This window comes from Algirhabdus cladophorae, from assembly GCF_044772865.1.
Taxonomy (GTDB): Bacteria; Pseudomonadota; Alphaproteobacteria; order Rhodobacterales; family Rhodobacteraceae; genus Algirhabdus; species Algirhabdus cladophorae.
In genome coordinates this window covers 1,568,469-1,590,824 of sequence record NZ_CP173029.1, presented here as the reverse complement: position 1 = coordinate 1,590,824, position 22,356 = coordinate 1,568,469, and the positions used below count along the sequence as shown (strand labels likewise).

Sequence of the window (22,356 nt, the reverse complement as noted above, 5' to 3'; positions counted from 1 at the left end):
GGTGATAAACTTTGTGGCCGCCGACGTCTACGTTAGACACCGCTAAATTTATGGCCGTGCGACCTTACTCTGGGACTAAGCGCCCAGAGCCATTTTTTCCAAACCCATCGTATTTTGCTCGGGGTCGCGCAGAACATATCCACGCCCCCAAACAGTTTCGATGTAGTTGTCGCCATCTGTCGCGATCGACAGCTTTTTGCGCAACTTACAGATGAACACATCGATGATTTTGAGTTCTGGCTCATCCATTCCACCGTAAAGATGGTTCAAGAACATCTCTTTCGTTAAGGTTGTCCCTTTACGCAGGCTAAGAAGCTCTAGCATCTGGTATTCCTTGCCTGTCAGATGGACAGTTTTATTGTCCACTTCGACGGTTTTCGCATCCAGATTAACACCAATTTTGCCTGTTCGAATGACGGATTGTGAGTGGCCTTTGGACCGCCGGATAATCGCGTGAATACGCGCAATCAATTCGTCGCGGTGGAACGGCTTGGTCAAATAGTCGTCCGCACCAAACCCAAACCCCTTGATTTTGTTTTCGGTGTCGTCAGCCCCTGACAGGATCAAAATTGGCGTCTCAATCTTTGCCAAACGCAACTGACGCAGCACTTCGTGCCCATTCATGTCCGGTAGGTTCAGATCCAGAAGGATAAGATCGTAGTCATAAAGCTTGGCCAGATCGATGCCCTCTTCACCCAAATCGGTTGAAAACACATTCAGGTTGGCATGGGTCAGCATCAATTCGATGCTTTTAGAGGTATTCGGATCGTCTTCAACAAGCAGGATGCGCATATGTAAAATCCTTATAAGGGTAACGTTCTGTTGCGCTTATCTTGACTAACATTGGTTAACGCGCCGTTACCTCACGAAAGAATATAGCAAAACAACTTAAAGTTGTCTATATTTTTGAAGTGCCGTGGCTTTTAGTGCATGTTCTCCGTGACTTGCGACTGCAGAACACCACGAAATGAACTCTTCTTCTGATAGATTATAGCGTTCCAACGCCTCTTCTTTGGTCAATAATCCATGAACAACACCGCGTACCACAAGGATTTTACGCGACGCCACCCATCGTTTCGTGTCAGGTGACGGCAGATCGGACTGGGACATTTTTCGCCCATCAGGTAACGTCACCGTCCGTGGGCCTTCGATTTTTTTAAGATACACCGGACTGATCCTGTTTAACTACACTCTCGCTAAAGTGACACGGGTACGTTAATGGCCCATGAAACTGCCCCTTGTTAGTAGTTTGCATTTTCATATATTTCTTTGGATCGAACAGGAGCCCGCCCAAATGCCCAAAGATACTGACATACCGCTCAACTCGCTTGGATTTGCGAAACCTGTGTCCCAGACACGGGTTGTGGTGGCTATGTCGGGTGGTGTGGACAGCTCGGTCGTGGCTGCCCAATTGGCCGAAGAAGGCTATGATGTGGTCGGTGTGACCTTGCAACTTTATGACCACGGCGCGGCTTTGGCCAAAAAGGGCGCATGCTGTGCAGGCCGCGATATCCATGATGCGCGCCGCGTCGCCGAGGAAATGGGATTTCCTCATTACGTGTTGGATTATGAAAACACGTTTCGCGAGGCGGTGATTGACGAATTTGCCGACAGTTATCTGGGCGGTGCTACGCCTGTGCCCTGTATCCGCTGCAACGAGCGTGTCAAATTCAAGGACCTTTTGGAAACCGCAAAGGACCTTGACGCTGATTGCATGGCCACGGGCCACTACATCCAACGCATGGTCGGCTCAAACGGTGCCGAATTACACTCCGCCGCAGACGCAAATCGCGATCAAAGCTATTTTCTGTTTTCCACAACGGCGGAACAGCTCGATTACCTGCGCTTTCCCCTGGGACATCTGGCCTCCAAAGCTGAAACGCGCGCTCTGGCGGCCAAATACGGCCTGTCGGTCGCAGACAAACCCGACAGTCAGGACATCTGCTTTGTGCCCGATGGCAACTACGCAGCCGTGATCGAAAAACTGCGCCCCGGTGCCGCAGAACCGGGCGATATCGTGGGCCAAGACGGCACTGTTCTGGGGCAGCATCGCGGCGTGATCCACTATACAATCGGTCAGCGACGGGGGCTGGGCATCGGTGGCCTTGGGGATCCTCTTTACGTGGTCAAACTTGACGTGAACACAAAGCAAGTCATCGTCGGCCCCAAATCCATGCTGGCCACGCGTACTGTTCCTGTCCGAGAGATCAACTGGCTCGGTGACGCGCCCTTCGATAGCCAAGCAGAATGGCATATAGGCGTCAAAGTCCGCTCAACCCGCCCGCCAACCGAGGCCATCGTGCGTCCCATCTCGGCGACCGAAGCCACAGTGGAATTGCTTACACCCCAAGAAGGCATTTCCCCCGGACAGGCCTGTGTGTTCTACGACCAAGACAGCAGTCGCATATTTGGCGGTGGCTGGATTTGGCGCGGGCAATAGGTTTCTTTTATCCAAAAATACTCTTGGGGGGAGATGCGCCAGCATCGGGGGGCAAAGCCCCCACCCCGCCCGCAGCATGCGCCGATCGTCAGATCGTCCTATCATCCACAAACCGCACCACACTCTGGGCCGCGCGCAGACCAGGGTCCAAATCACCACACCCCAATCGTTGCATGGTCTGTGCCATAGCCAGCTTTTGCGCGTCATCGCCCTGCAACACAGCACTCAGCGCGGGTACAATCAATTCAGCGCGACAGTTCTGTCCCAAAAACTCAGGCACTGTGCGGGTCTCACTCACCAAATTGACCAAAGTGACCGTATCAATCTTTAACATCCGCCCGATCAAAAATCGACTGAGCGGGTTCATATCATAGGCAATGACCATAGGCGTTCCAGCCGCCGCCAGTTCAAGCGAGACCGTCCCACTGGCTGCCAAAGCCACGTCAGCCGCAGCAAAGAGGGCCCGCTTGTGCCGCTGGAACACATCCAAATCAGCGCCTGGCGCCAAAACACCCACATCAGGATTTGCATCCCTTAATGCGTCATAGGTCTGTTCCGTCGCCACATAGGCCACTTGGATTTCAGGATGCTGCTCCCTTAGCATCGTGAGACTTTCCAAAAACACAGGCCCCATGCGGGCCACTTCGCTGCGCCGCGAGCCCGGCAGAACCAAGACCAAAGGCCGCTCTGGGCTTAGCCCCAAATGATCCATCGCCGCCTGAATATCATGCGCAGTGGCTTTGGGTTCGGCCACGACAGGGTGCCCCACAAAATCACAACTCATTCCGGCATCGGTCATATAGGGCGGCTCAAACGGGAACAGAGCCAGCACATGATCAATGTGGCGCGCCATCTTTGCCGCACGGCCTGCCCGCCACGCCCAAACTGTCGGCGCCACATAATGCACTGTTGGAATATCACTGGCAGCCTTGACCAGTTTGGCCACACGCAGACTGAAATCGGGACTGTCGATAGTGATCAAAACATCCGGTTTTGCTGCAATCACAGCCTCGGCTGTCTCGGCGATACGGCGTTTTAAAAACCGGTACTTCGGCAGCACCTCGGCAATGCCCATGACACTCAGATCGGACATAGGAAACAGGCTGGCTTGCCCTTGGGCCTGCATCAGCGGCCCCGCCACCCCGCTGAGTTGGATATCAGGCACCTCTTGACGCAGCCCTGCAATCAAAGCCGCCCCCAGTTTATCGCCTGATGGCTCCCCTGCGGTGATAAAGGCTTTCACGCCTCGGCCTCACGCACCCAAAGGAACATCCTTTGCGTCTCTAAAATCTGCATGACCTGCGGTGCGTCCAAAACAATCACACCACCGGCCTCAATCACCAAGCCGTTCAATCCAGCCTCAGCCGCCAGCATCACGGTGCGCGGACCAATGGTGGGCAAATCGATGCGCCGATCCTGACCGGTCTTGGGGGCTTTGAAAAACACACCCCCTTTGGGAAAGTCAAACACAGGCATGCCAGAGGCAACAACACCGGGCCCTGATAACCAATCCACAGCCTCATCCACCATCCAAGACACCGGATCGCTGAACCCCGAGGGCTGAGTGACGGTCGCAGGGTTGCCAGCAATCAAGGTCCTCAGCATCCAATCGGTGCCAGCCATCGCTTCAACAGCCAAGATCTGGCCTTGGGCCGCCACACAGGCTTGCCCGATATCCGCCAACGACAAAGCCACATGGGCCTGCTGGGCGCGCAACGCATCGATCTTGTCCTGATCCGACGGCTCGCCGCCGCCGTAGACCCCGGCCCCCATCAACAACTCTGGGGCCACATCATGGGCTGCTTTAATCTGCAAACCGGCCTCTTGGAACAAATCCAACACCAACCGCAATGCCGCGTCATCGCCCACTTGCAAGGCCTGCATCATGCGCGGCACCAATGGCATGGTGGCTGCATCAATGCGCGAGGGATCCAATTTCGGCCGCGCAATAGCACCGGCAAAACACACTTCGCCAATACCTTGCGCAACCAGCCCTTGAATAAAACTGCCCAACTCTTCGACGCGGAAATACTGTATGGGTTGGGGCAAAGTGCCAGTCGGCCCAAACCCGTCCAAAGCACAGAGCTGAAACCCGCGGCCCTGCGTCGCCAGAGCTTGCATCACCGCGTGGGGCAATTGCCCTTGGCCTGCAATCAGCGCAAGGGTCATTTTGGCGTCAGGAATTGACGATCGGTGTCCCCCAGAACGAAGGCCACCAAGTCGTCGATATAGACACTGTCACTTTCTTCGCCCAAGCGTCGCGCCCGGTCTTGGAAACTTCCATCGCCTTGCTTGAGCATTTGAAACGCCGCACGAAGGGCCGTGATATCGGCCCGCGCCACACCGGCACGTTTCAGACCCACCAAATTCAAACCATCCAATTCGCCGCGCGGACCTTGGACCAAGCCATGCGGGATCACATCATTGGTCACCATGGTCACAGCCCCAATAATTGCACCTTTGCCAATCCGTACAAATTGGTGAATGCCGCTAAGGCCCCCGATGATCACGTCATCCTCGATAATGCAGTGGCCCGCTACAGCGGAATTGTTCACCACAATCACCCGGTCCCCCAAGATCGCGTCATGGGCAATATGACACCCCGCCATAAAGAGCCCATCATCCCCAATCTTGGTCACCCCGCCACCGCCATCGGTGCCAGTGTTCATGGTCACATGTTCGCGAATGCGGTTGCGTTGACCGATCTCTAGGCGCGTCGCCTCGCCCTTGAATTTCTTGTCCTGCGGCACCTCACCGATAGAGGCAAACGAAAAGATCTGCGTGTCGTCGCCAATGCGCGTCTCGCCTGTGACCACCACATGGGAGCTGAGCGAGACCCGCGCGCCCAATATCACGTGTGGACCAACCCAGCAAAACGGACCAATGACACAGTCAGGACCGATCACAGCGCCTTCTTCGATCACGGCACTTGGATGTATCTGAGGGCTGCTCATGTCAGCGTCTCCTTCAGGACGGAAGGTCCATCATTGCGGTAAATTCAGCCTCGGCCGCCATTTCGCCATCCACTGTGGCCGATCCTGCAAATTTCCACACCTTGGCCCCAGCTTTGCCGCGTGTGGTGGTGATGTCCAGTTTCAAAACATCACCGGGCACGACTTTGCGGCGGAACTTACATTTATCGATGGCCATGAAATAAACCAACAGATCCTTGTCAGCCATGTCCATATCCACACCAACCATTACCGCGGCAGTTTGCGCCATCGCCTCGATTATGGTCACGCCAGGCATGATCGGAGCACCGGGAAAATGGCCCTGAAAATGCGGCTCATTAAAGGTAACGTTCTTAATCCCAGTGGCCGAGGCCGCACCGTTGATGTCGACAACTTTATCAACCAATAAGAACGGATAGCGATGCGGAATGATCCGTTGGATTAGGTCAATATCGGCGGTTTTCAACTCGGATGTCATTGCGTCCCCAAAACATTTTTTCGTTGGAATACCCCTAGCAAGGCGACGGCAGACAAACAAGGGAAGCAGTGCCCCCCTATTGCGGCGCGTTTAGCCCATCGCCTAGTTCGGTGTTGATCCGCGCGATGGCTTGATCGGTGATATCAATGGCGTCTGCGGCCAAAAACACTGTGCGTCGTTCAAGGATCGCCACGGCACCAGATTGGCGCACCATGTCCGCGAGAACCGGCAGTGCAAAGGCAAAGAAGTCCTGCCGCGATCTGTCCAATTTGGCGCTGAACGCACGGCTGCGTTCGTCTTGGTCGCGGCGCAACTGCTGGACTTTTTGATCAAAGGCATCGGCAAGGGCCGTGAACTCGGCGGCGCTAAGATCCGCCCTTTGATCGGTCAGTTGCTGTTCCTCAACACGCAACTGGTTCTCGATTGCGGTTTTGTCCTCAAGCAGGATCTCACGCTCGCGGGCCAGTTCGTCCGCAATGCGGATCCCAAAATCCGATTGACTGAACAGCCGGTCAGGCTCGACCGTCAAAATGGGCGTGGGCAACTGCCCAATGGGAAACTGTGGCTGGCCACCAGTTTGGGCCGACGCCGCCCCACACAAGGACGCCGCCAGTGCCAACAGCATCAGCCAAACGCGCATTAAAAGCGGGTGGAGACAGTCAGATCAAAATACTGACGGTTGTCGTACTCTTCATATTGCAGCGGATTGGAAAAGTTAAAGCGCAGCGGACCAATCGCGGTGTCCCAAAAGATCGAGAACCCGACAGCGGACCGTGTGTTCAGGCCATCGTCCACGCGGTCGCCACCATCTGGACCACCGTTCACATTGTCCAAGGACCAAACCGATCCCACGTCAAAGTAAACACCGCCAGAAAGGCCATATTCCTCTGGCAATGGCAGTGGGAAATCAGCTTCGAACCGGAGGGCCGCAAACATATTGCCGCCCAAAGCGTCTTCGTCCTCTACCGCCAAATCCCGTGGGCCTATCCCGTTGGGTTCAAAGCCGCGGATTTTGCCGTTGCCAAAGAACCGGTCTGTGATCCGCGTGTTGCCAGAGGTTGCGTTCAAAGCGCCTGCCTCGAGGATCGCACGCAGGGTCACCTCCTCGTTGAACACTTTGGTTTCCGCACCCAAGAAGGCTGTCGAGCGGATGTATGTGGCGTCATCACTGCCAAGACCGTTGAAGTCCTGCCCGAACCGGAAGACCACACCAGAGTTGGGATCAAGACCGGTGCGGCGGGTGTCAAAGCTGTAGGTATAGCCAAGCCCTGCGGAAAACACCGGACCTGCTTCTTCATCGTCTTTGATCAGTTTCGAGGCGTTCTCGACAACATCGCTGATCTCGTTTTGCAGCAGGTTCATCCGTACGCTCAGGCGCCCGTTTTCGCTGACAGGAAATGTCAGGGACGGGATGATTTTGATGTTGGTTGTGTCGTAATCGGCAAAATCATTGTTCGTGGTGCGATAGCTTGCTTCCAAGGCAAAGGCCAAGTCGCGGCCCAACAGAGCGGGCTCACGGAACCCAAAGGAATAGGCTTGGTTGGCAGAGGCTGTGTTGAACTCAAAGCTGAGGGCCTGACCACGGCCAAGGAAGTTACGCTCGGAGAACGTGACAGAAACGCCAACACCGTCGTTGTTGCTATAGCTTGCGCCAAAGCCCAATTGGCCTGTGGGGGTTTCTTCGACGTCCACATCAACGATCACCGAATCCACGCTGTTCCCTTCACGGGCCGTGACATCGGCATTGGAGAAAAAGCCCAAAGCCCGGATGCGTTCAGCACTTTGACGGATCTCACGCGGGTTAAAGGGATCACCTTCCACAATTTTGAACTTGCGACGAATGACGCGGTCCAATGTGGTGTTGTTGCCTTCGATATCGATGCGTTCGACAAACACACGCGGGCCGCGGCTAATCTCAAATTCCAAATCCAGTGTCAGATCGCGATCGTTGCGGGTCACGCGCGGCTCTACCCGGATAAAGTTCAGGCCCATTTGGAGTGCGACCCGTTCCATGCGCGCGATGGTTTGTTCAACCCCGGCAGGTGAATAGGTCTGGCCCGGCTTGATCTTAATCACGTCCATAAACGGCTGGGCGTCGACGTCATCCAAAAGGCTGAGGGCTGTAATCTGGCCGTAGTCAAAGCTTTGCCCCTCAACCACATCAAAGATGATCAAGAAAGCGTCGCGTTCACGGGTCAGTTCCGCGTTCACGTTTTTGGTCTCGAAATCAACGTAGCCACGGGATTGATAAAAATCGCTCAGGACTTGCTTGTCGAACTCTATGCGATCTTCGATGAATGTATCTGTGCCAATCAGTTGACGGAACAGGCCTGCCTGCTTGGTCTCAAGCACCCGGCGCAAACGGCGGTCCGAATAGGAGCGGTTGCCAGTAAAGCTGAGGCGTTCAATCTCGATCACGCGGCCTTCAGAAACCTCAAACACCAGATCCACACGGTTGTCCGAACGGCGAATGATCTTGGGATCCACAGTGGCCGCGATCCGACCTGCAACTGTGTAGGCCTCGGTCAGGGTTGCGGCATCTTGTTCTGCCAAGGTTGGGCTGTAGACGCGGCGCGGTTGTGATTGCAAAATGTTCAACAGGTCCTCGTCCTTGAGACGACGATTGCCTTCAATATTGATGCGGTTGATTGTTGGGAATTCCTGCACCCGGATCACGAGGGTTGAACCGTTCGGCACCACATCCACGGTTTCAAACAGGCCCGAGCCAAGCAAGCTTTGGTAGGCATCATTCAGCCGACCGGCTGAGACGGCCTCACCACGCGCAATATCTGCATAACTTAGAATCGTGCCCGCCTCGACACGTTGGTTTCCCTCGATCTGGACCGAGGTAAAGCGGTAGGTCTGCGCCTGCACAGCCGACGCTGTTACCACCACGAAACTTAACACAATAAAGGTTAAAACGACTAAAAAGTGCCCCAAGCTGTTGCCGCTTGGCTGATACTTAGAAACGGCCATAATTCCCCCGCCGATCAACTACTCATAACTTGGATACCGCCTATCATGGGGCTTGTCAAAAGCAAGAAGACCCCACCCGGTTATAGGGTGAGGTCCACTAATAGTGTGCGTGTGTGTGTGGTCGTCTAAGGTATTACAAAGAGCCCAAGAATGCGCCTGCGCCCAAAGCGCCAGCAATCGTTGCCAAATACAACAACCGGTCCCAATTCAGGTCGACCAAAAGGCTTAATCCGCGATATCCGCTTGCTACAGCTTGCATGGGTGTCTCCAATCTTGTGTTGGATCAGGGATAGCCCGCAAATAAGGCGGGAATTTGACACCATTTGGAAAAGCTTGCGACGCAGGCTGGATCGGGTCGCTGATTTCGCGAAACAATCGCTACGGACAGAACAGATCGTTTCCAAGGGCGAAAACCATCAAACTCAGCAGCAACGTCAGACCTGTTATCATCAAGATGTTGAGGATTTTGTCGCTGGGCGGTTTGCCTGTGACAGCTTCATAGGCGTGAAAGACCAAATGACCCCCATCCAACACGGGAATGGGAAAGAGGTTGAGCAGCCCTACGGCCGTGCTGAGCACAGCTATGAACCAAATAAACGACTGCGCGCCTTGGCTGGCCATGGCCGCCGAGGTTTGCGCAATGCCCACAGGACCAGACAGGTTGCACGACGATATGGCCCCAGTGATCACGTTATAAAGTCCTGACATGGACGAGCGGATCACAAACCCAGTGCGTTCCACACCAGATTGCAGTGAGGCCCAGACGCCCGGGAATTCGGTTTTCGGCTCGAAGAACAGGCCAGACGAGATCCCGACCAGCCAGCGGGTGTCAAATGTGCCGTCCTCTTGGGGCAGGTCAACGCGTTTGGGCACAAGGGTAAATTGCATCATTTCGCCATCGCGCCACACATCAAACAGCAAAGGTTTGCCATCGGAGGCCACGACGATATCGCGCATTTGATCAAAGGCGTAAATCTCGGCGCCATCAATTGCTGTCACCACATCGCCCAGTTTCATCTGAACGGACAAGGCCGCCGAGCGTGGCGACAGGCCAAGAACAATGGCTTGGTTTGGAAACGGGCCTTGCACCGTGATCGTATCACCGCCCCGCCGGACGCGGTAATCGATGGATCGAGCCACGTCCAGATCTTCGATCAGGCCATTAAAAAGCTCGGTGGTGTTGGCCGGTTGTCCGTTGACTTCGAGGATTTGATCACCCTCTTGCAACTCTTGCACAACGCCTGCTGGCATTTTGACAAAGCTGTCCACTGTCAGCGGATCCGCTGCACGGCCTGTGAACATGATCACAGCGCCAAAAACCAAAATCGACAAAATGAAGTTAAAGACAGGTCCTGCCGCAACAGTTGCGGCCCGCGCCCACAGAGGGGCGCCGTGCATGGTGTTGCGCGCCGGTTTTACATCACTGTCTGCGCCTACGCTGGCCGCATTGCTGTCGCCCAGAAATTTAACAAAGCCGCCAAAGGGTAAGGCCGCCAATTGCCATTTTGTCCCGCGCCGGTCAACGCGACTGTAAATCACCGGACCAAAGCCAAGGCTAAAGGTTTCCGCATGGATGCCGCACCAGCGGCCTACGATGTAATGACCATATTCGTGGATTGCCACGATGATGGACAAGGCCACCACAAAGGCCACCAAAGTATAGGCAAGACCGCCAAAGGCGGGAATAAGACTGGTCGGGTCCATGAAACGCGTTATCCGTTTTTGATGATTTCTAAGGCCTGCTTGCGTGCCAAATGGTCCGCTTGCTGGACGTTATCAAGGGTAATGTCGTCATTTGTGAGGCCACTATCGGCAGACATTTTGTCTAAAACTTGCTCAACCACCTCAGCCATTTGCAAAAATCCGATTTGTCCTGCGATAAAACCATCAAGGGCCTGTTCTTTGGCCGCGTTGAACGCAGCCCCTGTCAGACCGCCCTCCTCCATCACATAGCGCGCAAGGCGCAGGGCGGGATAACGGGCATCCTCGGGGGCACGGAAAGTCAGCGTGCCGATCTGCGCCAGATCCAACCGATCTACGGGCAGTTTTTTGCGTTCCGGCCAATGCAGCGCATAGCCAATGGCGTGGCGCATATCATGGGGCCCCACATGGGCCATGATTGCCCCGTCATTATAGCCGACCATAGCGTGGATCAGGCTTTCGGGGTGGATCACTGTTTCGATGATATCCGGCGACACGCCAAAAAATTCTTTGGTCTCGATCAGTTCCATGGATTTGTTGAACATAGACGCACTGTCGATGGTGATCCGTTGGCCCATATCCCAATTGGGATGGCTGCTGGCCTCGGCCAAAGTGGCATGGGCCAGAGCCTCGATCGGCCAGTCGCGAAACGCCCCACCCGAGGCTGTGATGATGATCCGTTCGACCGTGTCCATGGTTTCGCCAACCAGCGCCTGAAACACAGCGGAATGTTCGCTATCCACAGGCAGCACAGTGGCATTGTTGCGATTGGCCGTGCCCAACAACAGCGGGCCTGCAGTCACAAGGCTTTCTTTGTTGGCCAGCGCAAGGGTCGTGCCATGTTCCAACGCCAAAAGTCCCGGTTTTAGCCCAGCAGCGCCCACAATCGCGGACATAATCCAATCCGCAGGACGCGCGGCCGCCTCTTCCAAAGCCGCCTGCCCTGCAGCGGCCTGAACCCCGCTACGCGCAAGCATAGCGCGCAGTTCGGGCAAGCGTTCCTCATAGGCAGTGACGGCGACATCGGCCCCAAGGGCGCGCGCATCCTTGGCCAATTGCCCCACGTTATGGCCACCGGTAAGGGCCACCACATCATAAGCCTTTGGGTCGCGTTTGATCAGATCGATGGTGTTCTGGCCGATAGAACCAGTGGCCCCAAAAATACTGACTTTTTGCATGGCTAGAATGACACCTGCGGCACATCAACCACCAACGCCACAAGCAACATAACCAAAGCAGCGCCTAACAGCCCATCAAACCTATCGAATAACCCGCCATGGCCGGGGATCAGGGTCGAGCTGTCTTTGACCCCTTGCCGACGTTTCAATGCCGATTCCGCAATGTCGCCCATTTGACTGGCAAAGCTGAGCGCCACTGAAATCCAAGGCAAATCAGAGCCGGCGTTGGTAAACGACAGAAAGGCAAAGCCAACCAATGCGGCCCCGACCCATCCGGCGACCGTGCCAGACCAGGTCTTTTTGGGGCTGATCGCAGGCCAAAACTTGGGTCCGCCAAACATTTTGCCAGCAAAGTAGCCGGCAATGTCCGTGACGATAACCACCAGCACCATCCACAACAGCCAAACAACGCCATAGTTTTCGCGAAAGGTTACAAGGCCCCAACCGGCAATGGTGATACCCAAGGCAAAGCCTACAAATGTCAGCCGTTCTTTTTTCAACGCTGCTGCCCCAATCGCCGGGGCAATCAGCAAGATCAACAAATAAAACGGGTCAGGACTGGCGATCAACCCAGACAAAATGCTGGCCGTCAGAGCCGATAAAAGCATCCCAGGGGTCGGCTGATCGGGCTGGATCATCATCCACAACTCCCAAATCATAACAGCCGTGACAAACACTGTGAGCATCTGAAACCAGATGCCCCCGAGCCAAATGCCTGCGATCCCCAAACCTGCCATCCACATCCCAGACAGGATGCGGTCCCGTAGGTCATCCCAGCTGGTCATGCGGTAACAGCTCCAAACCGCCGATCCCGGGTGCCATAGGCGCCAACAAGCTGCGTGAAAATCTCAGAGGTGAAATCAGGCCACAAGGTGTCGATAAATTCGTATTCTGCATAGGCCGATTGCCACAGCAAAAAGTTCGAAATACGCGCCTCGCCAGAGGTTCTGATAACCAGATCTGGATCCGGTAAAAAGTATGTATCCAAGTACTTTGGAAGCGTTTCTTCATCTACATCTTTTGGGTCAAGTTTGCCCAAGGACACATCATAAGCCAAGCGTTTGGTGGCACGGCTGACCTCATCGCGGCCGCCATAGTTCAAGGCGATGGTCAAATGCACTTTGTCGTTGTCCGACGTCAGCATTTCCAAATCATCCATGAGCTTCACCAGCTTTTCGTCCAACTTCATACGATCCCCGATGAACCGAACCCGCACGCCTTCTTTTAACAGGGCCTGCGCCTCGCGGCGGATATAGCGGCGGAACAGGCTCATCAAACCGGCCACTTCGCTTTGGGTGCGCTTCCAATTTTCTGTCGAGAACGCAAATATTGTCAGATAGCTGACGCCCACATCCGGGCAGGTCTCTACGATCTCGCGCACGCGCTTTGCACCAGCGTGGTGGCCAAACAGACGCGGACGTCCTTTTTGCGTGGCCCAACGGCCATTGCCGTCCATGATAATGGCGATGTGGTTGGGGCCTTGGACGTCTGGGTGTGTCATGATCGGCCTATACCTGCATGATTTCGGCTTGCTTGGTTTCCAAAAGGTCATCGATGGCCTTGATCATCGTATTGGTCATCTCTTGAACCTCGTCTTCCCACAGCTTTTGGTCGTCCTCGGACATCCCGTCTGCCTTGGCCTTTTTAATCTGGTCCATGCCGTCGCGGCGCACGTTGCGAATGCTCACCCGGCCATTTTCCGCATAGGATCCGGCCACTTTTGTCAGCTCGCGGCGACGTTCTTCGTTCAACTCGGGAATAGGCAGCATGATGATCGTGCCATTCAGTTGAGGATTGATCCCTAAACCACTCTCACGAATGGCTTTTTCAACCTTTCCAACCAGCGCTTTGTCCCACACATTGATGGTCACCATGCGCGGTTCCGGAACGTTCACTGTACCCACTTGATTGACCGGCGTCATGCTACCATAGGCGTCCACCATCACCGGTTCCAACATCGAGCCCGAGGCCCGGCCCGTGCGCAGTGATGCAAATTCAGTGCGAAGATTGGCAATCGCGCCATCCATGCGCCGCTGAAGATCATCGGTATCAAGTAAAAAGTCGTCTGACATGTCCTGTGGCTCGTCTTTGTTATTGCTTTGTCAGTCGGTATATCGCCATTTTTGGTATCAATCCAGCAGCATTTGTGCAGCGTTTGATTGTTGGAGTGGGCCTGCGGCGCTGAGAAATACGTAAAATTTGTCGCTAATGCTAAATCTTACGATTTTTAAAGAGTTTGCATTGCATTCAAGGGGTCCACTGCGCGGAGCCTGCAAAATGACCCAAGTCACCACGTCAAATTTCATATTCTTAGGTAACTTCACCGATATAGACACAGATGAAAGCGATTGGGACGCCGAAAATGGCGGCGCCTTGTTGGGCCAGTATAACAACACTGATATGCAGAACGTGGCCGTCACCCAACACGACACCGACCATGACGGCAATATGATGGACGATGAATATGGTGGCAGCGATTACACCACCTATAACACTGGCAGTGGTCAGGTCACGGCCAAGCCCGACACCTCTGCTTGGTATAATGCCGTGGTCACAGACACCGACGGCGTTCAACACACCGTTCAATTGGTTATCGTGCAAATGGACAATGGCGACACCTTTGTGGCCGATTACGCTGGCAGTGACGACATACCGCTTGCCAACATCCAAACTTTGGAACTGACCTCGGAAGGGAACAGTGATTATGCGGGGTATATGACCGGCAGAGAGGTCGATCAGGCGCCTGTGTGCTTTGCCTCTGGAACAATGATCGAAACCGGTCATGGCAACGTGGCAATCGAGACCCTAATGCCCGGCTGTAAAGTCATGACATTGGATCACGGTCTACAACCCCTGCGTTGGATCGGATCCATGATGGTTTTGGTGCCCCGCCAGCATGCCGCTATTGCCTTTGCACCGTCTAGTCTGGACAAAGGCATTCCGGCGCACACTTTGATGGTATCGCCGCAACACCGGATTATGGTGTCGTCCAAAATAGCCAAGCGAGTGACCGGCACAGACGAAGTTTTGATCCCCGCAAAACGCTTTTTGGACCTTGATGGCGTCAGCCAGCTGTCTGGAAAGATGCCAGTTCAATACTGGCATTTGCTTTTTGACACGCATCAGATTGTGTTGGCCAATGGCGTTCCTTGCGAGTCGCTCTTGTTGGGCCCGCAAGCGCAAAAAACCCTGTCTGCCGCAGCACAGGCCGAAATTGCGGCGCTGCTGCCCGAAACGCTCGAGAGGGACATGACCACAGCGGTTCCCGCTGAACTTGCCCGCCCCGTGCCCACATCAAAGCATCAAAAACAATTGGTCCAACGGCATTCAGATAACCAGCAGCCTGTTTTGCAGACCTATCCTTCAACGCGAGTGTAAGTGCCTTCACCCGCCAAGATGCCTTTGAAACCACCCGGCTCATCCAGTGAAAACACGATGATCGGCAGGTTGTTGTCCCGCGCCAAAGCAATGGCGCTGGCGTCCATTACGCCAAGACGTTTTTGCAAGACATCGTCGTAGCTAACCATATCGTACCGCACCGCATCATCGTGCAACGCAGGATCTTTATCGTAGACACCATCTACTTTGGTGCCTTTAAAGATCGCTTCGCATGACATCTCGGAGGCCCGCAAAGTGGCCGCCGTATCTGTCGTAAAATACGGGTTGCCCGTGCCTGCCGCGAAAATGCAGACGCGCGCTTTTTCCAAGTGCCGCACAGCGCGCCGGCGGATATAGGGCTCGCAGACTTGATCCATGGGGATCGCACTGATCACGCGGGTGTGGATGCCCAGCCCTTCCAACGCGGACTGCATACCAAGGGCGTTCATCACAGTGGCCAGCATTCCCATATAGTCTGCCGTGGTCCGTTCCATCCCCTGAGCCGAGCCCTGAAGACCGCGGAAAATGTTGCCGCCACCGATCACCATGCAGATCTCAACGCCCATATCATGGACGGTTTTCACCTCTGCCGCGATCCGTTCAACAGTTGGCGGGTGCAGCCCAAACCCCTGATCCCCCATCAACGCCTCACCTGAAATCTTGAGCAACACGCGTTTGAAGGTGGTCTGGGCAGGGCTGGTCATGGTTGGCTTCCAATGCTGGCTTGGGTTCGCGGCTAAAATGTCTTACTTCGGGGTCAGGTTCAATCGCCAAACAGGTCCAATCAGGCAAAGAGGCGCATTTTACCGTAATGATTTCACCGGCTAAGGCACGACATTCCCCGTGGTTCCAATCTCTGACATTCCTCAGGCGCAAGACGTCTTGATTGCCGGGCCAACCGCGTCGGGCAAATCCGGTTTGGCGCTGGAAATTGCAGAACGTCGTGGCGGCGTGATCGTCAATGCCGATGCTTTGCAGGTTTATTCGAATTGGCGGGTTCTGACAGCACGCCCTTCCCTCGCAGACGAGGCCCGTGCGTCGCACCACCTATATGGCCATGTCCCGCCGGATGTATCTTATTCGGTTGGGGCCTGGTTGCGCGACGTTGCCGATGTGCGCGCCAGTGGCGAGCGGTTGATCATTGTCGGCGGTACGGGGCTGTATTTTCGAGCCCTGACCGAGGGCCTCGCTGAAATTCCTGAAATCCCCCCGGCTATTCGCGCCGAAGGTAACCAATTGCGCGAGGCAGATTTCACCCAAATGCTGGAAGCCCTCGATGCCCCCAGCCGATCCTTGATCGACCAGTCCAACCCCATGCGGGTGCAGCGGGCGTGGGAAGTTCTGACTGCAACGGGGCGCGGGTTGCAAGCATGGCATGACGCCACACCGCCCCCCTTGATGCCTTTGGACACTGTGACCGCGTTGGTTCTGGAGGCCCCAAAAGACTGGCTGACCCCTCGCATTGCCTTGCGATTTGAACAAATGATTGAATTAGGTGCACTGGAGGAAGCCCGGCAAAATCAGCCCATGTTTGATCCAGATGCTCCGGCGCATAAGGCCATCGGGGCACCGGAACTTATGGCCTACTTGCGCGAAGACCTGACGTTGGAGCAGGCCAAAGAGGCCGCAACGATCGCCACCCAGCAATACGCAAAACGGCAACGCACATGGTTTCGGGCCCGCATGGGCAACTGGACACCGATTTCCGCCGCTGATCTTTGATTTCTGTCACTTACTGATTATTTCCTGCCTGTTTTATCCCAGATAACCCAATTGGCTTGCACTATTTCAACCAAATGGCTTTACTGGCGCGATGACAAAAGCAGCCCACGGCACTTTGGTGTCCACCATCAGCAGCACGAATCCGTCGTTTGCGTGGCGACACGAGATGCTGCACAGCGCACCGCAGGATCGTTACTTTTGGGTAACGCGCGGACAAGCCCGTGCCATTGTTGCCGGTGCCGAAGTCGGCCTGTCGCAAAACAGTTTGGTCAGCGTGCCTGCAAAGGTGCCATTTCAATTACAAACCTCCGCAGGCACGTTCCTGAATATTCTTGCCACAGATCAACTGGCGCGTCGCGTGGGCGAGCCCAAGTCGCAGCTATACCGTCTGTCAGATCCATCGGCGCAGCGGGATATGGCCCAACTGTTCGAGACCTTGCGCCGCGAGACACAAACCGTTGAAATTGGCCAAAACCGCGCCATTCAGGCCAATGTTTTGCTGTTGACGGTTTGGTTGTTGCGCCATGACCGTTTGCTGTTTTCACCGCAACGCCTGAGTGCAGCCCAACGGCTAAGCCGCGCATTTTTGTCGATGTTGGAGGCTGGATTTGCCTCAGATAAATCACCGCAGCACTACGCAGCGGCCCTTGGCGTCACGCCCACGCATTTGACCCGCGCTACGAAAGAGGCCTTGAACAAACCCGCCTCTACCCTTGTGGCGGATCGCAAATACCGCGCCGCCAAAGAGGCCATTATCGACCACGGCACACCAATCAAAGACGTCGCCGCCGCCTTGGGCTTTTCCAGTGCGGCCTACTTTACCCGTGGGTTTCAAACTCATTGCGGCCAAACACCATCCGGTTTCAAAAAAGCCCAAAACACTGTGCTCACGCCCAGCACTACCTAAGCGCGAAGTTTTTCCAAAAAGACAAAAATCAAACAACATTGGTCATGCCCCGCCATGTCGCGAATAGAACAACTGAATGTCGCTTTTGTGAGCAAAATTGGCGAAACTAGCTGTTGACGCTGAGAATTTATCTGCGCGAAATGGATCTGGGGCGTTTTTAACTAAAACGCGAGATGTGGGGAAAACAGATAACTTTCAAAGACCTCTTGTCTCAGATCCAATAAAAGTAGTGTCACAGGGAGAAAAAGATGACGCAACACACTCACGAAACATTGCATCCAGCAGCGCTGATGTACGCACAAGAACACGAAGCGGGTCACATGGACCGCCGTGAATTTTTGACGCGCGCAACCGCTTTGGGTGTTTCTGCTGCAGGTGCATATGCACTGATCGGCGCGACGCCAGCAACCGCTGCGGGCCACGCCACACCAAAGCGTGGCGGCACAATGCGCATGCAGATGGAAGTTCGCGCGTTGAAAGATCCACGCACATATGACTGGACGCAAATTGCGTTTCTGACATCAGGCTATCTGGAATATCTGGTTGAATACAACTCCGACGGTTCGTTCCGCGGCATGTTGTTGGAAAGCTGGGACGCCAATTCCGACGCCACAGAATACACATTGAACGTCCGTAAAGGCGTCAAGTGGAACAACGGCGACGATTTCACAGCCGACGATGTGGCCCGTGTGATCACTGGCTGGTGTGACAAAGACGTAGAAGGCAACTCGATGGCGGGTCGTATGTCCAGCCTGATCGATGCTGACACCAACAAAGCAATCGACGGCGCAATCACCGTTATGGACAGCCACACAGTTAAGCTGACCCTGCCTGCGCCAGATATCACAATCATTCCGGGCATGGCCGATTACCCTGCTGCGGTCACGCACGCTGATCACAACCCAGACGACATGTTGGGCACACAGATCGGTACAGGCCCGATGAAAATCGAAAGCCTCGAAGTGGGCGTTAAAGCCGTTATCACTCGTTCGGGCCACGAATGGTGGGGCGACACAGCCTTCCCAGAGGGCGGTTTCTACCTCGATAGCATGGAATACATCGACTACGGCACCGATCCTGCGGCATGGGTTGCCGCCGTTGAAGCCGAAGAAGTTGACATGCTTTATGAAACTGTTGGTGACTTTATCGACATTCTCACAGGTCTTGGCTTTGTGGAATCCGAAGTTGTGTCCGGTGCGACTGTTGTTATTCGTCCAAACCAATTGGCCGAAGTCGACGGCAAGCAGCCCTATGCTGACAAGCGCGTGCGCCAAGCGATCGCAATGGCCGTTGATAACGCCGTTTGTCTTGAGCTGGGCTATGCTGGTCGCGGTGCGGTTGCAGGCAACATGCACGTGGGCCCTGTTCACCCAGAGTTTGACGCGTCCGTTGACCGCATGCCTTACGATCCCGCAGCCGCCAAGGCGCTGATGGACGAAGCAGGCATGGGCGATTACGAGCACGAGCTGCTGTCGATCGACGATGACTGGCGCAAAAACACAACTGACGCGGTTGCCGCCCAGTTGCGCGATGCTGGCATCAACGTCAAGCGGACCATTTTGCCGGGCTCCACGTTCTGGAACGACTGGGCGAAATACCCGTTCTCCTCGACAAACTGGAACCACCGCCCGCTGGGCACGCAGGTGTTGGCATTGGCCTACCGTTCCGGCGAAGCATGGAACGAATCTGGTTTTGCAAATGCCGAGTTCGACGCGCTTCTGGCCGAGGCCAACTCGATCGCTGATGCCGACGCGCGTCGCGTGGTGATGGGCAAAATTCAGGCCATCATGGTCGAAGAGGGTGTGACGATCCAGCCGTACTGGCGTTCGATCTACCGCCACTACAGCGAGAATGTGGTGGGCGCAGATATGCACATCGCCTATCTGCCACAGACCTACAAGTACGGTTTCAAAGCCTAAGCTTGACACTAACTGGGCCGTCCTCAACCGAGGGCGGCCTTTTTCGCTAGACTGCCAAAAAGGCCATCAGAGCCTTTCGTGCAAACCAGCCAACAGGGGCCTTTATGGGACTGTTTATTATACGCCGATTGGGGGTTATGATCCTCACGGCACTTTGCCTGACTTACGTTGTCTTTTTCCTGACGAACCTCTATCCGAACCTCGAAAAACTGGCCAAGACCCAAGGCAACTTCCGTATGTCGGACGAAGCCGTGACCAGCTTTTTGACCAATCGCGGATATTTGCAATCCACCCCTGTGAAATACGGCCAATGGCTGGGCGTTTTACCGGGCTATGTGATCGAAGGATCTGACGGGAAAACCCGTGCCCGTTGCCAAGCACCAGGCATGGAACTGGAAGATGCCCCACAGTTTTGTGGCGTTTTGCAAGGCGACTGGGGCTTTTCCACGGTTTTCAAAGAAGACGTGTCCGGCATTATCGCCACGCGATTGTCCCTAACCGGCAAGCTGATGTTCTGGGTCATGATGGTCATGGTGCCCGGGGCGTTGATCATCGGTGTGCTGGCTGGCATGCGCGAAGGATCCCGCACAGACCGCAGCTTGTCGACTGTATCCATTGTGACCACGGCCACACCTGAATATGTCTCTGGCGTTATTTTTATTGCTGTCTTTGCCTCTTCTGCTGTGGGGCTCAAATGGTTCAAAGGCACCGCCACATCCGCCATGGATGACGCGACCTTTGCCAACTTTACCCTGCCCGTTTTGACCATCGCGCTTTACGGCATGGGCTATATCGCACGGATGACCCGGGCTTCGATGACCGAAGTGATGACTGCGCAGTATATCCGCACGGCCCGTCTCAAAGGTGTCAGCTTTGGCACCATCGTTCTCAAACACGCTTTGCGTAACGCGCTGATCGCCCCCTTTACGGTGATCATGCTGCAAATCCCGTGGTTGCTGAATGGCGTGGTGATCGTCGAGACCCTGTTTAACTACAAAGGCTTTGGATGGACCCTTGTCCAAGCGGCAGGCAACAATGATATCGAGATGCTTTTGGGGGTATCCGTTGTGTCGGTCTTTGTGGTGCTGCTGACCCAGTTGATCTCGGACATCGGCTATATCTACCTCAACCCACGCATCAGATTGTCATAAGGGAGGACCCAAGACATGGAACCATTATCTTGGACCGGGAGCCTGAACTGGCTTAGCGCAATCCTTCTTTTCGCATTGGCCTTCTTGCTGATTACGATCATCGTTCAATCTGTTGTGGCCCTCTTTGCCGCCGAGGCCTCGCGCAGTGTGAATGCCGATGGCACCGCCGTGCGGCGCACTGATCTACTGGGTGTTGTAGGGATAGGCGTCAAAGCCTTTGCCCTGATATCTGTGGCTGCACTTGCGCTGTTTATCGTGGGTGGGGTGTTTTTGGGCACTGGCGCTGGCATCATTGGCGGCATCATTCAGGCCCTAACACCTACATGGGTGGCCTTGATCCTGACCTTCGCCCTGTCGATCGTCTACAAGCGCAAGCTGGGTCTTTACGGCAAGCTTTTCGATAGCCCCATAGGGATGATCGGTTTTGCCCTCGTGATGTTTTGGGTTTTCACTGCGATCTTTGGCGGCCCGTTTGATCTGATTGTCACTCACGATGCCTTGGGCCAAGTCTCAGGCATGAAAAACAAAGTCCCCGGAACGCCGTTGCGCGGTGCCGAAGACGGTGATTTCATGTGGTATCTGCTGGGCGGTGACAACTTGGCGCGTGACGTCTTTAGCCGGATGATCAAGGGCAGCTGGGTTGTGGTGCAAATCGCGCCACTTGCTACGATCTTTGCCTTTATGGTTGGGATCACATTGGGCCTGCCTGCAGGCTACTATGGTGGCAAGCTGGACACGATCCTCAGCTTTCTGGCCAACCTGATCCTCGCCTTCCCGGTGATCTTGCTCTTCTACCTGCTTGTCACCCCGGAGATCGTTGAGACAGGCATTCCGAACTATATGGCGGCTGTGCTGTTTATCTTCCCGCTCATCTTCTTTGCAGTGCTTTTGAACTCGCGCTATTACACGCAGCCCCATATTCGCAATCCGCTGCTGGTTATCGTGCTGGGTATTTTGTTGTGGCTCTATTTGTCGCTGATTTCGGAAGTTGGATCCAAAGTGCATGTTCTGCCCGGCTTTCTAGACGGATTTGATGTGCCCGGTGGGATCCTGGTGGTGTTTGTATCGGTGGTCTTTGTGAACTCACCCACTGTGTTCCGGATCGTGCGGTCCTTGGCGCTGGACATCAAAACCCGCGATTACGTGGCTGCGGCCCAAACCCGGGGTGAAGGCGCATGGTACATCATGCTTTGGGAGATTTTGCCAAACGCCCGTGGCCCGCTGATCGTGGATTTCTGTCTGCGCATTGGCTACACCACGATCCTTCTGGGGACCTTGGGCTTCTTTGGCCTTGGCCTTCCGCCCGAAAGCCCGGATTGGGGCAGCACGATCAACGAGGGCCGTAAATTGCTGTCGATCTATCTGCATCCGGCCATACCACCAGCGATTGCTTTGCTCAGCTTGGTGCTTGGTCTGAACCTATTAGCCGATGGCCTACGTGAAGAAAGCCTCAAGGATTAGAAATTTGGGCGCCACGCCACGCGCTTGGCGCCCAAAACACAAAAAAGAATGTGCCAAAGGCACACAATCGGATCACGCCCCAACAGGGATCAGA

22 protein-coding genes are annotated in these 22,356 nt (G+C 54.9%); 7 read left to right on the top strand and 15 right to left on the bottom strand.

Annotated features, from left to right (window positions below; all coding sequences use genetic code 11):
• Window positions 1–75 precede the first annotated feature (75 nt).
• Complete coding sequence (gene ctrA / locus ACIRQ6_RS07660) at window positions 76–792, bottom strand: response regulator transcription factor CtrA (RefSeq protein WP_420863539.1); 717 nt, start codon at window positions 790–792, stop codon at window positions 76–78.
• 96 nt (window positions 793–888) lie between these two features.
• Window positions 889–1,167, bottom strand: a complete 279-nt coding sequence (locus ACIRQ6_RS07655) for a DUF1153 domain-containing protein (RefSeq protein ID WP_420863538.1) — start codon at window positions 1,165–1,167, stop codon at window positions 889–891.
• A gap of 127 nt (window positions 1,168–1,294) precedes the next feature.
• Between ACIRQ6_RS07655 and mnmA the strand changes: the two genes are divergently transcribed.
• Window positions 1,295–2,440 (top strand): tRNA 2-thiouridine(34) synthase MnmA, encoded by a 1,146-nt coding sequence (mnmA, locus tag ACIRQ6_RS07650; RefSeq protein ID WP_420863537.1) that lies wholly within the window; start codon window positions 1,295–1,297, stop codon window positions 2,438–2,440.
• 88 nt (window positions 2,441–2,528) lie between these two features.
• Here the strand turns inward: mnmA and lpxB are convergent, their stop codons facing one another.
• The 12 genes from lpxB to frr form a co-directional block, all read right to left on the bottom strand.
• On the bottom strand, window positions 2,529–3,683 hold the full coding sequence (lpxB, locus tag ACIRQ6_RS07645) for a lipid-A-disaccharide synthase (protein WP_420863536.1): 1,155 nt from the start codon (window positions 3,681–3,683) through the stop codon (window positions 2,529–2,531).
• Entirely contained in the window at window positions 3,680–4,609 is a 930-nt protein-coding gene (locus tag ACIRQ6_RS07640; RefSeq protein WP_420863535.1) for an LpxI family protein, read from the bottom strand. The genes lpxB and ACIRQ6_RS07640 overlap by 4 nt, the downstream gene beginning before the upstream one ends.
• Window positions 4,606–5,394 carry an acyl-ACP--UDP-N-acetylglucosamine O-acyltransferase gene (lpxA, locus tag ACIRQ6_RS07635; RefSeq protein WP_420863534.1) on the bottom strand — a complete coding sequence of 263 codons (789 nt, stop codon included), beginning with the start codon at window positions 5,392–5,394 and terminating at the stop codon, window positions 4,606–4,608. The genes ACIRQ6_RS07640 and lpxA overlap by 4 nt, the downstream gene beginning before the upstream one ends.
• A gap of 13 nt (window positions 5,395–5,407) precedes the next feature.
• Window positions 5,408–5,869 carry a 3-hydroxyacyl-ACP dehydratase FabZ gene (gene fabZ, locus ACIRQ6_RS07630; protein WP_420863533.1) on the bottom strand — a complete coding sequence of 154 codons (462 nt, stop codon included), beginning with the start codon at window positions 5,867–5,869 and terminating at the stop codon, window positions 5,408–5,410.
• Between the two features lie 76 nt (window positions 5,870–5,945).
• Window positions 5,946–6,509 carry an OmpH family outer membrane protein gene (locus tag ACIRQ6_RS07625; RefSeq protein WP_420863532.1) on the bottom strand — a complete coding sequence of 188 codons (564 nt, stop codon included), beginning with the start codon at window positions 6,507–6,509 and terminating at the stop codon, window positions 5,946–5,948.
• A complete protein-coding gene (gene bamA, locus ACIRQ6_RS07620) occupies window positions 6,509–8,845 on the bottom strand; it encodes an outer membrane protein assembly factor BamA (protein ID WP_420863531.1) in 2,337 nt (778 codons plus the stop codon). Before bamA ends, ACIRQ6_RS07625 begins: the two co-directional genes overlap by 1 nt.
• Before the next feature lie 133 nt (window positions 8,846–8,978).
• A complete protein-coding gene (locus ACIRQ6_RS07615) occupies window positions 8,979–9,104 on the bottom strand; it encodes a hypothetical protein (protein ID WP_420863530.1) in 126 nt (41 codons plus the stop codon).
• A gap of 119 nt (window positions 9,105–9,223) precedes the next feature.
• On the bottom strand, window positions 9,224–10,549 hold the full coding sequence (rseP, locus tag ACIRQ6_RS07610; protein ID WP_420863529.1) for an RIP metalloprotease RseP: 1,326 nt from the start codon (window positions 10,547–10,549) through the stop codon (window positions 9,224–9,226).
• An 8-nt stretch (window positions 10,550–10,557) separates the two neighbouring features.
• Window positions 10,558–11,724 carry a 1-deoxy-D-xylulose-5-phosphate reductoisomerase gene (dxr, locus tag ACIRQ6_RS07605; RefSeq protein WP_420863528.1) on the bottom strand — a complete coding sequence of 389 codons (1,167 nt, stop codon included), beginning with the start codon at window positions 11,722–11,724 and terminating at the stop codon, window positions 10,558–10,560.
• Window positions 11,725–11,726: 2 nt separating this feature from the next.
• Complete coding sequence (locus ACIRQ6_RS07600; RefSeq protein ID WP_420863527.1) at window positions 11,727–12,509, bottom strand: phosphatidate cytidylyltransferase; 783 nt, start codon at window positions 12,507–12,509, stop codon at window positions 11,727–11,729.
• On the bottom strand, window positions 12,506–13,225 hold the full coding sequence (gene uppS, locus ACIRQ6_RS07595; RefSeq protein WP_420863526.1) for a polyprenyl diphosphate synthase: 720 nt from the start codon (window positions 13,223–13,225) through the stop codon (window positions 12,506–12,508). The genes ACIRQ6_RS07600 and uppS overlap by 4 nt, the downstream gene beginning before the upstream one ends.
• 7 nt (window positions 13,226–13,232) lie before the next feature.
• A complete protein-coding gene (gene frr / locus ACIRQ6_RS07590) occupies window positions 13,233–13,796 on the bottom strand; it encodes a ribosome recycling factor (protein WP_420863525.1) in 564 nt (187 codons plus the stop codon).
• Window positions 13,797–14,001: 205 nt separating this feature from the next.
• Here frr and ACIRQ6_RS07585 point away from each other — a divergent pair, with 205 nt between their 5' ends.
• Window positions 14,002–15,102: a Hint domain-containing protein gene (locus tag ACIRQ6_RS07585; protein WP_420863524.1), complete on the top strand. Its 1,101-nt coding sequence runs from the start codon at window positions 14,002–14,004 to the stop codon at window positions 15,100–15,102.
• On the opposite strand, the gene pyrH is transcribed toward ACIRQ6_RS07585, so the two are convergent.
• Window positions 15,081–15,806, bottom strand: coding sequence for a UMP kinase (gene pyrH, locus ACIRQ6_RS07580; protein WP_420863523.1), 726 nt, complete (start codon window positions 15,804–15,806; stop codon window positions 15,081–15,083). The two genes, ACIRQ6_RS07585 and pyrH, sit on opposite strands and share 22 nt — an antisense overlap.
• A gap of 139 nt (window positions 15,807–15,945) precedes the next feature.
• Between pyrH and miaA the strand changes: the two genes are divergently transcribed.
• The 5 genes from miaA to ACIRQ6_RS07555 all read left to right on the top strand — a co-directional run bounded on the left by miaA (window position 15,946) and on the right by ACIRQ6_RS07555 (window position 22,262).
• Window positions 15,946–16,824, top strand: coding sequence for a tRNA (adenosine(37)-N6)-dimethylallyltransferase MiaA (gene miaA / locus ACIRQ6_RS07575; protein ID WP_420863522.1), 879 nt, complete (start codon window positions 15,946–15,948; stop codon window positions 16,822–16,824).
• 91 nt (window positions 16,825–16,915) lie between these two features.
• Complete coding sequence (locus tag ACIRQ6_RS07570) at window positions 16,916–17,731, top strand: helix-turn-helix domain-containing protein (RefSeq protein WP_420863521.1); 816 nt, start codon at window positions 16,916–16,918, stop codon at window positions 17,729–17,731.
• 248 nt (window positions 17,732–17,979) lie between these two features.
• On the top strand, window positions 17,980–19,650 hold the full coding sequence (locus ACIRQ6_RS07565; protein WP_420863520.1) for an ABC transporter substrate-binding protein: 1,671 nt from the start codon (window positions 17,980–17,982) through the stop codon (window positions 19,648–19,650).
• A 104-nt stretch (window positions 19,651–19,754) separates the two neighbouring features.
• Window positions 19,755–20,801 (top strand): ABC transporter permease, encoded by a 1,047-nt coding sequence (locus tag ACIRQ6_RS07560; RefSeq protein WP_420863519.1) that lies wholly within the window; start codon window positions 19,755–19,757, stop codon window positions 20,799–20,801.
• Between the two features lie 15 nt (window positions 20,802–20,816).
• A complete protein-coding gene (locus ACIRQ6_RS07555; RefSeq protein ID WP_420863518.1) occupies window positions 20,817–22,262 on the top strand; it encodes an ABC transporter permease in 1,446 nt (481 codons plus the stop codon).
• The last annotated feature ends 94 nt before the right edge of the window (window positions 22,263–22,356 follow it).